The 13,485-nt window shown below is 73.3% G+C and carries 11 protein-coding genes and 1 pseudogene; 6 read left to right on the plus strand and 6 right to left on the minus strand.

Translation table 11 applies throughout. The annotated features are described in order from the left end of the window. Positions 1-53 precede the first annotated feature (53 nt). Positions 54-1,706: an FAD-dependent oxidoreductase gene (locus ACZ6TI_RS20385; RefSeq protein ID WP_465346655.1), complete on the plus strand. Its 1,653-nt coding sequence runs from the start codon at positions 54-56 to the stop codon at positions 1,704-1,706. Here ACZ6TI_RS20385 and ACZ6TI_RS20390 read toward each other — a convergent pair. Then, positions 1,703-4,255 carry an FAD-dependent oxidoreductase gene (locus ACZ6TI_RS20390; RefSeq protein WP_465346656.1) on the minus strand — a complete coding sequence of 851 codons (2,553 nt, stop codon included), beginning with the start codon at positions 4,253-4,255 and terminating at the stop codon, positions 1,703-1,705. The genes ACZ6TI_RS20385 and ACZ6TI_RS20390 overlap by 4 nt on opposite strands. A gap of 48 nt (positions 4,256-4,303) precedes the next feature. Here ACZ6TI_RS20390 and ACZ6TI_RS20395 point away from each other — a divergent pair, with 48 nt between their 5' ends. Together ACZ6TI_RS20395 and ACZ6TI_RS20400 are read left to right on the plus strand one after the other, a co-directional pair. Then, positions 4,304-6,964, plus strand: coding sequence for a helix-turn-helix transcriptional regulator (locus tag ACZ6TI_RS20395; RefSeq protein ID WP_465346657.1), 2,661 nt, complete (start codon positions 4,304-4,306; stop codon positions 6,962-6,964). Between the two features lie 28 nt (positions 6,965-6,992). Then, the gene (locus tag ACZ6TI_RS20400; RefSeq protein WP_465346658.1) at positions 6,993-7,799 is read left to right on the plus strand and encodes an AfsR/SARP family transcriptional regulator; all 807 of its coding nucleotides are present in this window, start codon (positions 6,993-6,995) and stop codon (positions 7,797-7,799) included. On the opposite strand, the gene ACZ6TI_RS20405 is transcribed toward ACZ6TI_RS20400, so the two are convergent. Beyond that, a complete protein-coding gene (locus tag ACZ6TI_RS20405) occupies positions 7,783-8,364 on the minus strand; it encodes a dihydrofolate reductase family protein (protein WP_465346659.1) in 582 nt (193 codons plus the stop codon). The genes ACZ6TI_RS20400 and ACZ6TI_RS20405 overlap by 17 nt on opposite strands. Positions 8,365-8,446: 82 nt before the next feature. Here ACZ6TI_RS20405 and ACZ6TI_RS20410 point away from each other — a divergent pair, with 82 nt between their 5' ends. Both ACZ6TI_RS20410 and ACZ6TI_RS20415 read left to right on the plus strand, forming a co-directional pair. Beyond that, positions 8,447-9,376 carry an RNA polymerase subunit sigma-70 gene (locus ACZ6TI_RS20410; protein ID WP_465346660.1) on the plus strand — a complete coding sequence of 310 codons (930 nt, stop codon included), beginning with the start codon at positions 8,447-8,449 and terminating at the stop codon, positions 9,374-9,376. 7 nt (positions 9,377-9,383) lie between these two features. Further along, positions 9,384-9,677 carry a DUF1330 domain-containing protein gene (locus tag ACZ6TI_RS20415; protein WP_465346661.1) on the plus strand — a complete coding sequence of 98 codons (294 nt, stop codon included), beginning with the start codon at positions 9,384-9,386 and terminating at the stop codon, positions 9,675-9,677. A gap of 74 nt (positions 9,678-9,751) precedes the next feature. Here ACZ6TI_RS20415 and ACZ6TI_RS20420 read toward each other — a convergent pair whose 3' ends face one another. Beyond that, on the minus strand, positions 9,752-9,898 hold the full coding sequence (locus ACZ6TI_RS20420; RefSeq protein WP_465346662.1) for a hypothetical protein: 147 nt from the start codon (positions 9,896-9,898) through the stop codon (positions 9,752-9,754). A gap of 91 nt (positions 9,899-9,989) precedes the next feature. Further along, positions 9,990-10,517, minus strand: a pseudogene (gene cmk, locus ACZ6TI_RS20425) ((d)CMP kinase); the annotation flags it as partial. A 22-nt stretch (positions 10,518-10,539) separates the two neighbouring features. On the opposite strand from cmk, the gene ACZ6TI_RS20430 reads away from it, so the two are divergent. After that, positions 10,540-11,484 (plus strand): hypothetical protein, encoded by a 945-nt coding sequence (locus tag ACZ6TI_RS20430; protein ID WP_465346663.1) that lies wholly within the window; start codon positions 10,540-10,542, stop codon positions 11,482-11,484. Here ACZ6TI_RS20430 and ACZ6TI_RS20435 read toward each other — a convergent pair. Both ACZ6TI_RS20435 and ACZ6TI_RS20440 read right to left on the minus strand, forming a co-directional pair. Next, positions 11,481-12,725 carry an alpha-hydroxy acid oxidase gene (locus ACZ6TI_RS20435; RefSeq protein WP_465346664.1) on the minus strand — a complete coding sequence of 415 codons (1,245 nt, stop codon included), beginning with the start codon at positions 12,723-12,725 and terminating at the stop codon, positions 11,481-11,483. The two genes, ACZ6TI_RS20430 and ACZ6TI_RS20435, sit on opposite strands and share 4 nt — an antisense overlap. Positions 12,726-12,823: 98 nt before the next feature. Then, positions 12,824-13,483 carry a Type 1 glutamine amidotransferase-like domain-containing protein gene (locus ACZ6TI_RS20440; protein ID WP_465346665.1) on the minus strand — a complete coding sequence of 220 codons (660 nt, stop codon included), beginning with the start codon at positions 13,481-13,483 and terminating at the stop codon, positions 12,824-12,826. Positions 13,484-13,485 lie beyond the last annotated feature (2 nt).

The raw sequence follows: 13,485 nt of genomic DNA on the forward strand, positions 1-13,485 counted from the left end.
CACCGCTCGTTCCCTCCATCGGTTGATCAGGGATTGCACGCTAGGAGCCGGCTGTGGACAGCGAGTGGAAGCGCGTCCACTCGCTGTCCAGTGCGCTGCGGCAGGGTGCTGGTGTGGGCGACGACGAGGTGCCGAGCGGTCCGGTCCTGGACGACGAGCAGTTCCGCCGGCTCGCCGCGTACGGCGACCCGGAGCACGTGCCGGCCGGCCACCACCTGTTCGTGTCCGGCGACCGTTCCTACGACTTCTTCCTGCTCGGCACCGCGACCGTGGAGATCGTCCTGGACGCGACCGCGATCCAGCCCGAGCGGCAGATCTACCGTGGCCATCCCGGCGACTTCCTCGGTGAGCTCGGCCTGCTGACCGGCCAGCACGTCTACCTGACCGCCCGGGTGGCCACCGCCGGGACGGTCGTCCGGGTCGGCGGCGCGATGCTGCGCCGGGTGCTCGCCGAGCAGGTGGACATCGCGGACGTGCTGCTCGAGGCCTTCCGGGTGCGGCGGGAGGTGATCCGTGCGGCGGCCGGGGACGCCCTGGAGATCGTCGGCCGGTCGGACGCCGCGGCGACGATGGGGCTGCGCACGTACGTCAACCAGCTCCTGCTCCCGCACTCCTGGCTGGACGCGGCGTCGGAGTCCGGGGACGCGCTGATGAGGTCGGCCGGGCTCGGCGAGGACGACCTGCCGGCCGCGGTGGTCAACGGCTCGTTGCTGCGCCGCGCGACGCCCGGGACGGTCGCGGAGAAGCTCGGGCTGTCCTATCGCCCGGACGGTCGCGCGGTCGATCTCGTCGTGGTGGGCGCCGGCCCGGCCGGTCTGGGCGCCGCCGTCTACGGCGCCTCCGAGGGCCTGGAGACCGTGCTGCTGGATCGCACCGGGCTGGGCGGGCAGGCCGCCAAGAGCGCGCGCATCGAGAACTATCTGGGCTTCCCGCAGGGCATCAGCGGCGAGGAACTGACCCGGCTGGCGATGGCGCAGGCGCTCAAGTTCGGGGTGCGGATCTTCGCGCCGTGCCAGGTCTCGGCCCTCGACCTCGCCGACGAGCGGCGGCCGGTCGTGCTGCTCAGCGACGGCACGCGGATCGAGTCCCGGGCGGTGATCGCCGCCACCGGCGCGCACTACCGGCGCCTCGAGATCCCCGGCTGGGCGGCCTTCGAACGGCAGGGCTGCATCCGGTACGCGGCCACCGAACTCGACGTCCGCGGCTATGCGGACCAGCCGGTCACCGTGGTCGGCGGCGCCAACTCGGCCGGACAGGCGGCGTTGTCGCTGGCCGCCCGCGGCGCAGAAGTGGATCTGATCCTGCGCGGCGCCGACCTGCGGGCCGGGATGTCGTCCTATCTGACCGACCGGATCCGGGCGCACCCGCGGATCCGGGCACACACCGGCGCCACGGTCCACGAGCTGGCCGGCGACGACCGGCTCACCTCGGTCGTGGTCGAGCGGGCCGCCGGGCGCCGCGACCGGCTGGAGTCCCGGGCGCTGTTCTGCTTCATCGGCGCCGACCCGGTGTCGGCGTGGCTGACCGGCGTGGCCAAGGACGGGCAGGGCTTCGTCCGCACCGGCGGCGCGCTGCCCTTCCAGACCAGCGCGCCGCGGGTGTTCGCGGTCGGTGACGTGCGCTCCGGCTCGACGAAGCGGGTGGCCACCGCCGTGGGCGAGGGCGCGAGCGCGGTCTCCTCCGCGCACGCGGCACTCGCCGGCTAGTGAACTGTGATGGTCAGGTCCTCGGTGGGCAGGGTCTGGCAGGCCAGGCGCCAGCCGTCGGCCAGTTCGGCGGCGGAGAACATGCCGCGGTCGTCGGTCTCGAAGGCGCCGGCCAGCACCCGCACCCGGCAGGTGCCGCACAGCCCTTCGCCGCACGACTGCGGCAGCCCGGCATCGGCGACGTTCGCGGCGTCGAGCACCGTCTGGCCGGGCCGGCACGGGAATGCCGGGCCGCCCGGCATCTCGACGGTGAACTCGCTGACGCCGGCCGCGGTGGCCGCGGCGGCGACCGCGTGCGCCCGCTCCCGCCGGGTCTGCTTGCTCCGCTCCGAGACGAAGGCCTCGGTGTGGATCGCCGCGCGCGGCACCCCGAGCTCGATGAGGTGCCCGATCACGTCCCGCATCATCGGCGCGGGCCCGCAGAGGTGGACCCGAGTGCCGTCCGCGACGTAGGGCCGGAGCGCCGCGGCGTCGATCCGGCCGCGGTGGCCCGGCCAGTCGAGGCCCGGCCGGCTGAGGAAGACGGCCACCTCGAGCCCGGGCTGCCGGCTCGCCAGCGCCTCCAGGTCCGGCCGGAACGGGATCTCGTCCGCGCTGCGGCAGCCGACCAGCAGCACGATTCGATCGGCCCGGCCCACCGCCGCGGCCAGGACGCTGAGCAGCGGCGTGATGCCGATGCCACCGGCGATCAGCAGCAGCGGGCCGGCGCCCGGCCGATAGGTGAAGTCGCCGTGCGGCCCGCTGACCCGCAACGCCTGCCCGGCCGCCAGCTCGTCGTGCAGGAACGCCGAGCCGAGACCCTGCGGCTCCCGCTTCACCGCGATCTCGACGAAGTCGCCGGCGCCCGGCCCGCTCGAGATCGAGTACGAGCGCTCGATCGGCTCGACCGCGACCGGCAGCTCGACCTTGAGATATTGGCCGGCCGCGAAGGTGAACGGCAGCGGCCCACCGGCGAGCGGCTCGAGCCGGATCCGCCGTACCGTCGGGGTCAGCGCCTCGACCCCGGCCACCCGCAGGAATCCCGCCCAGGTGGTGTCCCGGTCGCGCGGCGGCGCGCCGGCCCGGACCGTCCGCCACATCGCCGCGGTCCGCCGGCCGCTGAGCAGCGCGTTCGCCGCCATCAGCCCGCCGGCCAGCGCCCCGACCACACCGGAGCCCCAGGCGTCCTGCCCGGCCACGACCAGACCCTTGACCCGGGTACGCGCCCCCGCCAGCGGCGACCGCAGCCGGTCCCGGGTGGCCGCGAGCCCGTAGAACGAGCCGCGGACGCTGTGCTGGTAGGTCTCGAAGGACAGCGGCGTCGCGACCTCGCGGAAGGCGATCGACTCCCGGAACCCCGGCCAGCGCTCGTCCAGCCGGCCGATCAGGCGCTCCGCCGCCGCCTCCTTGAACCGCCGGTAGTCGTCCGGCCGATCCTCCTCGGTGGATCCGCGCCACCGCTCGACCACGGCCGGATCCACGAGCTCCAGCACCTCGACGGTGTGGAAGCGGGCGGCCGGGTTGTTGAGCGAGGCGAACGAGACGTAGAGCGTGCCCGCGCCGTCCGCCAGATCCGGCATGAACCAGTGGTTCTCGCCGTGCAGCCCGAAGACCGCCGGCGACCGGTCCAGCCCCAGGAACAGCATGATCGCGGACGGTTCCACCGGCAGGTGCGCCACCTCCGGCGCGCGGCCCAGCATCGCGTACGTGTTGCGTACCCCCGCCGCCGAGACCACCGCCGGAGCCCGCACCCGATATCGGCGCGCGGTGGCGCGGTCCTCGACGTCGACCCCGGTGACCCGGCCGCGCTCGACCAGGATCTCCCGGACCTGCTGGCGGGGCCGCAGCTCGACACCGTGCCGGCCGAGGATCTCGATGACGATCCGGTTGAGCTCCTTCGGACCGCCGACCGGGTGCGCCGTGCCGTTCATGAAGAACGTCAGCGGAACCGCGGCGTGGTAACCGAATGCGCTCGCCGAGGGCGGCGTTCCGTAGAGCCCCCACCGAGCCGCCAGGACGGCCCGCAGCCGCGGATCGCGGAAACTGCGGTCGACCTGCTCCCGCAACGATCGATAGGCCGCCGGGAAGAGCCGCTCGACCGTCGGGAAGCCGATCGCCCGCACCGGCGCCGGGAACGACGAGAAGACGTTGCGCGCGGCCAGCCCGGCCATCGCCCGCCGGGTGGCCCGGAAGAAGCGGTCGATGGCCTCGGTTTCGTCCGGGAACTCCTCGGTCAGGCGCGCCTGGAACCGTTCCCGGGTGGCCGGGATCGCGAAGTCGAATCCGGGGAAGTGAAGAAGGTCATAGTCGTCCGGCAGCGGATGGAGCTGCGCGCGCCCGTCCGTCATGAATTCGAGGAACGGCCCGGCGTCCCCGCTCATGTAGTGCAGGCCCGTCCCGAACAGGTATCGGCCCTGGCGGGAGAACTCGTGGGTCATCCCGCCGAGGGTGTAGTGCTGCTCGAGGACGAGCACCCGTTTGCCGCCGAATTGCGCGATCGTGCGCGCCGCCGCGAGCCCGCCCATGCCGGACCCGATGACGACGACATCGGCTTCTTCATGCGCGATCATTCACCCGAAGGTAGAGAGCGCGACTGGACGACGAGTGGATGAGGCGGCATGGCCCAGATCGTCGGGCGGGACGAGCAGGTCACCACGCTGGCGGCGCTGCTGGACGCCGCGATCGCCGGGCGCGGCGCGGCGCTGGTGCTGCGCGGCGAGGCCGGGATCGGCAAGTCGGTGCTGCTGGAAGACGCGACCGGGGCGGGACTCGGGCGCGGCATGCGCGTGCTCGGCGTCACCGGGGTGCAGGCGGAGGTGCAGATCGCGTACGCCGGACTCGACCATCTGCTTCGTCCACTGCGTCCCGCGCCGGCCGCCGCGGAATCGCCCTACCGCCGGGCGGTCGAGGTGCTCGAGCTGCTCGGCGAGCCGGACGAGCCGGTGCTGCTGGCGATCGAGGACGCGCACTGGCTCGACGCGGCGAGCTGGGAGACGCTGACCTTCCTCTGCCGGCGGGTCGAGTCGGACCGGATCGCCGTGCTGATGGCCGTGCGCGACGGCGAGGACATCGACCGGCGGCTGGCCGCGGCCGGGTTGCCCGAGCTGCGGCTGGAACCGCTGTCCGAAGTGGACGCCGGAACCTTGCTGGATCGCACCGCGCCCGCGCTGACCCCGGCGCTGCGGGCCCGGGTGCTGAGCGAGGCCGCCGGAAACCCGCTGGGCGTGGTCGAACTCGGGGCCGCGGCGGCCCGGTCCGGCGGCGGCGCGCTGCTGCCGTCCACCCTGCCGCTGAGCATCCGGGTCGAGCAGACCTTCGGCGGCCTGGTCGCCGACCTGCCGCCGCGGACCCGGCATCTGCTGCTGATCGCGGCCCTGAACGACGGCGGCAACCTGGACGAGATCCGGGCCGCCGCGGCGCTCCTGACCGGCGCCGACGTGCCCACCGAGGCGATCCAGCCCGCGGTGACGGCCCGGCTGGTGACCGTCGACGAGGGCTACGAGCTGCACTTCCGGCACCCGCTGCTCCGGTCCGCGCTGCGCCAGCAGGCGGCGGCCGGAGACCGCCGCCGGGTGCACGCGGCGCTCGCCGAGGCGCTGGCCGACAGCCCGGAACGCCGGCTCTGGCACCGGGCGTCGGCCGCGCCGGGACCGGACGAGGAACTGGCCCGGGAACTCACCGAGGCCGCCGTCGGCGCGGCGGACCGGCAGGCGGTGGCGGTCGCGCTCGCCGCGCTCCGGCGGGCCGTGCAGCTCAGCCAGGACCCGGCCGCGCGCGGCAACCGGCAGATCTGGGCCTGCGACCTGGCGCACGAGCAGGGCGACCGGCCGACCATGCACCGCATGCTCGGCGAGATAGACGAGACCACGCTGCGTCCGGCCGACCGGGCCCGGCTGGCCTGGCGGCGCGAGACCGAGCTGGAGAACGCGTGGTCGGGACCGGACCGGCTGCTGAGCTACGCCGACCTGATCGACGCGATGCGCCGCGACGGCGAGCCCGGCCTCGCCGCCAGGTCGCTGGTCGAACTCGCGCTGCGGGTCTACTACTCCAACGTGCCCGGGCACGTCGCCGAGCGGTTCGCCGAGGTCGCGGTCGCCCTCGGGCCGGTCGACGACGACGCCTTCCTGACCGCGGCGCTGCTGCGGATCGCGCCGGTCGAGCACGGCGCCGCGGGGCTGGCCCGGCTGCGCCGCCTGGTGCACCGGACGGATCTCTCGTCCAGCGAGCGCCGGGAGCTGGCCGAGGCGGCGTACGCGATCGGCGCGTTCGAGATCGCCCGGACACTGTCCCTGTCCAGCGCCGCCGACCTGCGCGCGCAGGGCCGGATCGGGATGCTCGCGCACGCGCTCTGCAACGCCGCCGCGGCCTCGGCGTCGCTGGGTGACGTGCGGTCCGCGCTGCCGCTGGCCGCCGAGAGCATGACACTGTCGGAGGAGACCGGTCAGCCGGCGTGGACGCTCGGCGCGGCATTGATCACCGCGCTGGCCGAGGCCCGGCAGGGCAGCGTCGACGCGGCCCGGCACCGGGTCGACGCCGCCGAGCAGGTGCTCTTCGCGGCCCGCCGGTTGCCGATGCTGGCCCTGGTGCAGCGCGCGCGGGGTGTCGCCGCGCTCGCCGAGGGCCAGGCCGACGACGCGTTCCGGCAGCTGATGCGCATCTTCGACCCGGCGGACAGCGCCTGGTTCCCGAACTACCACCTGCTCGTGCTCGGCGACCTGGTGGAGGCGGCGGTGCTCGGTGGCCTGGTGGACGAGTTGCGGCCGGTGGTCGTCAGCCTCGAGCCGGTGTACGAGCGGAGCCACTCGCCCGCGCTCCGGATCGGGCTGGGCTACGCCCACGCGGTGCTCACCGGCGACTACGACACCGCGCTGGGCGCCGACCTCACCGACTGGCCGTTCGACCGGGCCCGGCTGCAGCTCACGTATGGCGCGACGCTGCGCCGGTCGTACCGGATCGCGGAGAGCCGGCCGCTGCTCCGGGCCGCGGCCACCACCTTCGACTCGCTCGGCGCGACGCCCTGGGCCGACCGGGCCCGGGCCGAGCTGCGGGCGACCGGCGAGTCACGCCGCAAGCCGATGGACGCGCTGGCCGCACTCACCCCGCAGGAGCAGCAGATCGCCCGGCTGGCCGCCCAGGGCTTGAGCAACCGGGAGATCGCCGAGCGGCTGTTCCTGTCGCCGCGCACGGTCAGCACGCATCTCTATCGGATCTATCCGAAGGTCTTCGTCAGCTCGCGCACCGAACTGGCCCGCGTCATTACGTCATCCGACGTAACTTGATCCGGTTCCGGCTGCCTACCTTCGGCTCATGGACCTACGGATCCTCGGGCCACTGCGCATCCGGCGGGACGACGCCGAAGTGGACGCCGGGCCACCTCAGCAGCGCTGCCTGCTGGCGTTGCTGCTGGCCCGTGCGGGGCACCCGGTCAGCGTGGGCGAGCTGATCGACCTGCTGTGGGGCCCGGAACCGCCGCCGAGCGCGGTGAACACCATCCACAAGTACGTCGGAGTGCTGCGCCGTCTGCTCGAACCCGGCCTGCCGCCGCGGTCGCCCGGCCGGTATCTGACCCGGCACGGCAACGGCTATCGCTTCACGGCCGGCCCGGAGACGCTCGACCTGGTGCGGTTCCGCCGGCTCGTCGCCGAGGCCCGGGCCGGCGCCGACCTCGACCGGGCGCTCGACAGGTACGCGGCCGCGCTGCGACTCGGCCACGGCCCGGCCGGCGACGGTCTCGCGGACACCTCGGCCGCGTGCGCCACCTTCGCCGGGCTGGACGGCGAGTTCGTCGACGCGGCGGTCGAGGCCGCCGAACTCGCGGTCCGGCTGCGGCAGCCGTCGCAGGTGCTGGCGCCGCTGCGGCGCGCGGCCCGGATGGATCCGCTCAACGAGATCGTCCAGGCCGGCCTGGTGACCACGCTCGCGGCGGCCGGGCACCGGGCCGAGGCGCTGACCGCGTTCCGGTCGGTGCGGGCCCGGCTCGCCGACGAGCTGGGCATCGAGCCCGGCCAGGACCTGCGCGAGGCGCACCGGCGGCTGCTCGCCCCGGCCACCCGGCCGGCCCGGCGCCGCTATCCGGGACATCTCCGCTCCCGGGTCCTCAGACTGCCCCGGTGAGCGGGCGCGCCGAGCGGCGCAAGATGGTCAGGAGGGCGACGTCCGCGGGCTCGATCGTGCTGAAGCCGAACTCCGCGGGGGCGCCGGCGGCGAACAGGCGGTCGCCCTCGCCGGCCACGAACGGGAAGGTGATCAGGCGGTATTCGTCGACCAGGTCGGCGGCGGCCAGCGCGTGCACCAGGCTCAGGCTGCCGATCACCACGACGTCGCGGCGGGTGCGCTCCTCGGCGGCCCAGGCCAGCGGGTCACCGTCGATCGCGGCCGAGTTCGACCAGGCGGCCGGGTCGATGCCGGTGCGGGTGGCGACCCGCTTGGGCACGGTGTTCATCAGCTTGGCGTAATCGGTGTCCCGGGCCGGCCAGAGCCGGGCGAAGTGCTCCCAGGTGCGCCGGCCGTAGAGCTGGACGCCCTGCTCCATCCGCTGTCCGAGACGGAACCTGTCGTCGCTGACCGGGCCCGGCCCGTACCGGAAGGCCCAGCCGCCGTGGCCGGTCCCCCAGCGTCCGTCCGGGTCGGAGACCACGCCGTCGAGCGTGCTGAACTGGATGACGATGATGTCGCCCATCGTGACTTCCCTCCTGCCGTGCCGGCCCGTCCGCGGGCCGCGTCACCACCACTTACCGGCGCGGTGCGGCAAACTCATCGGCGTGGCCGACCCGACGATGCAGCTGGAGGCCTTTCGCGGCGACCTGCTGGCGCTCTGCTATCGGATGCTCGGCTCGCTCGACGAGGCCGAGGACCTGGTGCAGGAGACCTTGCTGCGGGCGTGGCGGGCCGCCGACCGGTACGACCCACGGCAGGCCTCGGTGCGCACCTGGCTGCACCGCATCGCCACCAACGTGTGCCTGACCGCGCTCGAGGGCCGGGCCCGGCGGCCGTTGCCGAGCGGGCTGGGCCCGGCCGGCGACGACCCGCAGACCGCCCTGACGCCGAGCCTGGACATCCCGTGGCTGCAGCCGTTCCCGGACGCCCGGCTGGGCAACCCCGCCGACGTCGCGCAGCAGCGTGCCGGTCTGCGGCTGGCCTTGATCGCCGCCCTGCAGCTGTTGCCGGCGCGGCAGCGTGCGGCGCTGGTGCTGCGCGAGGTGCTGCAGCTGCCGGCGGCCGAGGTGGCGACGGCCCTCGATTGCAGTGTGGCCTCGGTCAACAGCAGCCTGCAGCGGGCCCGGGCCACCCTGCGCACGGCCGGGCCGGTGCCCGAGGACCTGCGCGAGCCGGCCGATCCCGGGGAGCGCGCGGTGGTGGAGCGATACCTGGCCGCGTTCGAAGCGGCCGACGTCCCCGGACTGACCCGGCTGCTGGCCGACGATGTCGCGCTGGAGATGCCGCCGGTGGCGCTCTGGCTCGCCGGCCGCGCGCACTACCGCGAGTTCATGGACCGGGTCTTCGCCATGCGCGGCACCGACTGGCGTCTGCGGGTCGTGGAGGCGAACGGCGGCCCGGCCCTGGCGGCCTACGCGGCGGGGAGAGCCCATTCGCTGCAGGTGTTCACCGTCCGCGACGGGCTGATCCGAACCAATGTGACCTTCGTCGACCCGGCGATCTTCACCCGGTTCGGTCTCCCGCCAGCGGGATGATGGAGCCATGACTGCCTACTGGATCAACACCTTCACCGCGATCCACGACGAGACGAAGCTGGCACGCTACATCGAGCTGGCCGGCCCGGCCATACGCGCGGCGGGCGGTGAGTTCCTGGCGCGCGGCAACCCGGTGCACGTGCTGGAGGGGAACGCCGGGCTGCGCACGACGGTCATCCGCTTCGACAGCGCGGACGCCGCCGTCGCGGCCTACCACAGCCCCGGATATCAGGAGGCGCTCGCCGCGCTCGGCGACGGCGCCGAGCGCGACATCCGCATCCTGAACGGGGTGGCGGACTGACCTTGTCCGAGGCTCGCGGTGCCGCCCCGATTTCGGCGCGAAGACGCCCGCGAGGAGATCGGCCGGGACAGCTGTCAGCCGGCTCGGCCGGCCTGCCGCCTGGCCAGGGCGTCCAGGGCGTCCCGTCCGCTCACGTCGTTGCGGTCGAGGTAGGCCTGGTGGAGGCGGACCTGCTGGTTCCAGAAGTGCCGGACCTTGGCGAAAACCTGTGAACTGTTCATGCTTACCAGCCTGTCTCCGCCCGGCCGCGACGACGAGTGGCAGCGATGACACAGTCCATCAATATCCTGCCAACTATGCGGCCAGCTCTTCCAGGATGCGAGTGACGACCTCGTCCGGGGTTGCCGTGGTGGTGTCGCAGACCAGGTCGTAGTTGCTCAGGTCGGTCTTGTCGACGCCGTAGCGGGACAGGAAGCGCTGGCGTTCGCTCTCGCTGCGGTCGGCCAGCTGGCGGCAGGCCTCCTCCACGTCGCGGTAGTTCTCGACCGCGTCGCCGGGGCGGCCGAGCACGCGCCGGGCCGCCACCACTGGGTCCGCGACCAGGTGGACCTTGAGCGCATCGGTGAAGAAGTGCCAGGCCAGGCGGCTGTCCACCACCAGATGCTCGCCGGAGGCGGCGATGTCCTGCTGCAGCTGGTCGATGTAGTGGTCGACCTTGTCGTCCAGCTCCGAGTGCAGATTGAACTCGAGCGCGGTCATGCCACGCTCCGCGGCCATCTGCCGGTAGAGGTCGCCGATGCTGACCCGGCGCAACCCGAGCCGCTCCGCCACCATCACCGACACGGTCGTCTTGCCACTGCCGAGGTCACCGTTGAACACGACCGTCCGAGGCTGAATCATCCGCAAACCCTAGTCTGGGCTTGTGGACCATGACATCGAGGCGCGGCTGGCCGAGCTCACCGGGCTGATGCGCGAGGGTGAGCTGCTGCGACGCCGCCGGGCCGAGCTGGACGCCCGGCTCGCCGAGCAGACCGGCGCGCTGCAGGAGCTGCGGGAGCGGCACGCGGCCGAGCTCCGGGACGTCGAGCGGCTGGAGAACCTGTCACTCGCCCGGGTGCTCGTCGCGATGCGCGGGTCGCGTACCGAAGATCTGGAGAAGGAGCGCGCGGAGGTCGAGGCCGCCCGCTATCGGCTCGCCGAAGGCGAAAGCCGCCTCGGCGCGCTGCGGGACGAGCACCGGGCGGTGACCGCCCGGCTGCACGCGCTGGCCGACCTGCCGGCGCGGCATGCGGCCGTGCTGGACGAGAAGAATCACTATCTGCGCCGGGCCGGCGCCCCGGAGGCCGGGCGGTTGATGGTGCTGGCCGAACACCGCGGCCGGGCCGAGGCGGAGCTGCGGGAGCTGGCCGAGGCGGCGATCGCCGCCGACACCGCCCTGGGCGCCCTCGGAGAGGTACGCCGCCACCTGGAACGCGTCTCGGAGATGCAGTCGGCCGACAACTGGCTGGGCGGCGCCGTGAAGCTGAGCCGGCCGGACTGGCTGGACGCGGTCGGCTGGGCGGCCGCGCACGCCGACCGCTGCACCGCCGTGCTGCACACCGAACTGGCCGATGTCGGGCTCGCCCGGCCGCTCGGCAACGCGTGGGCGGTGGTGGCGCCGATCGGAGTCACCGGTGGGCTGTTCGAGCAGGCGTTCCTGTCCAACGTGATCGCCCGGGACCGGATCAACAACGCCCGGCGGGCGGTCGATCATGCGGCGCAGGTGGTCGCCGGGGTGCGCGGTGAGCTCGACGAGCGCGCCGCCCTGGTGCAGGCGCACCGGGTCGCCGTCCTGGACGAACGCCGGGCCATCCTGGACAGGGGCTAGAACGAGAACGTGGCTCGGGGCACCAGCCGTTCGAGCTGGGTGACGTGTCGCGGCTCGAGCTCGTCGACCGTGGCGACCTGCAGCAGCTGCATGGTGCGCACGATCTGGTCGGCCAGGATCGCGATCGCCCGGTCGACGCCGGCCCGGCCGCCCGCCATCAGACCGTAGAGATAGGCCCGGCCGACCAGCGTGAACTTCGCGCCGAGCGCGATCGAGGCGACGATGTCGGCGCCGTTCATGATGCCGGTGTCGACCACCACCTCGATGTCGTCGCCGACCTCGCGGACCACCTCGGGCAGCAGGTGGAACGGGATCGGGGCACGGTCGAGCTGGCGGCCGCCGTGGTTGGACAGCACGATGCCGTCGACGCCGAGGCCGGTGAGCTTCTTGGCGTCGGCGACCGTCTGCACGCCCTTGACGACCAGCTTTCCGGGCCACATGCCGCGGATCGTGTCGAGGTCGTCGAAGCTGATGGTCGGGTCCATGGCCGCGCCGAGCAGATCGGCGACCGTGCCGCCGGTGGAGGTCAGCGAGGCGAACTCGAGCTTCGGCGTGGTGAGGAAGTCCCACCACCACCAGGGGCGCGGGATCGCGTTGAGCACGGTGCCCGCGGTGATCACCGGCGGTATCGAGAACCCGTTGCGCTTGTCGCGGAGGCGGGCGCCGGCCACGGGAGTGTCCACAGTGAACATCAGCGTGTCGAAGCCGGCCGCGGCGGCCCGTTCGACCAGTTCGTAGGAGATCTCGCGCTTGCGCATCACGTACAGCTGGAACCAGTTGCGGCCGTGCGGATTGGCGGCCTTCACCCCCTCGACCGAGGTGGTGCCGAGCGTGGACAGCGTGAAGGGGATGCCGGCCGCCCCGGCCGCGCCCGCGCCGGCCGTCTCGCCCTCGGTCTGCATGAGCCGGGTGAACCCGGTCGGGGCGATCCCGAACGGCAGGGCGGAGGGCCCGCCCAGCACGGTGGTCGACGTGTCGACCTTCGAGACGTCGCGCAGGATCGACGGGTGGAACTCGACGTCCTCGAAGGCCTGGCGGGCCCGGCTCAGGCTGAGTTCGCCCTCGGCGGCGCCGTCGGTGTAGTCGAACGCCGCCCTGGGGGTGCGCCGCTTGGCGATCCGGCGGAGGTCATAGATGGTGAGCGCGTCGGCGAGGCGTCGCCGCTTGCCGTTGAAGTCGGGCTTCTTGACCTTGGCGAGCTCGAAGATCGTCCGGGCGTTCGGCAGCTGACGTTTGACCATCACTGACCTCCTGTGGTGCTCAGCGCGGTCGTCGAGGAAATCAACATCTTTCTACGCCGATCGTACGGCCGGGCGCGGATCAGGCAAGCAGGTGACGGTCAGCCGAGCAGCTTCCACGTCCCCTCGGAGATGACCTCGACCTTGCCGTCGACCACCTGGATGGCGGTTTCGTCGTCCATCGCGTACCCCGGACCCGGCAGGGCGGCGACCCACTGCTCCGCCGCCTCCATGGTGTTCTCCGGCATGCCCAGGTGCGGGAAGATCGAGAAGTCCACCACGCCCAGCCCTTCGTCGCCGCCGGCCGGCGGTGCCCACTGCACGAACTCCGACCCGATCCGCGGGGTCAGCACCATGCTCCCGGCGCTCAATCCGGCCCACACCGTCTCGCCCAGCGACGGCAGCAGATCCGCCAGCCCGGACTCCCGCATCCAGTGCGCCAGATAGAGCGCGTCGCCACCGTTCACCAGCAGGGCGTCCGCCTCGCGCACCCAGGGCACCCAGCGGTCCGCACCGATGCTGGGCAGCGCGGTGAGCTCCAGCACGCCCACCGACTTCCAGCCCAGCTCGGTCATCGGACACCGGGGTTCCCGTCCGCTGATGAAGTTCCAGGCCCGGACCGGCCCGGACATCGGATGCCCCCACGACGCGGTGGGGATGCAGAGGGCGGTGGACTCGGCGATCGGTTTGCCCAGCAGGCCGACCAGCGCCTCCCGGATGCTCGCGTTCTTGATGCCGGCGGAGGTGAGGAGAAGTTTCATGA

The sequence above is a fragment of the Actinoplanes sp. NPDC051388 genome (assembly GCF_055586225.1).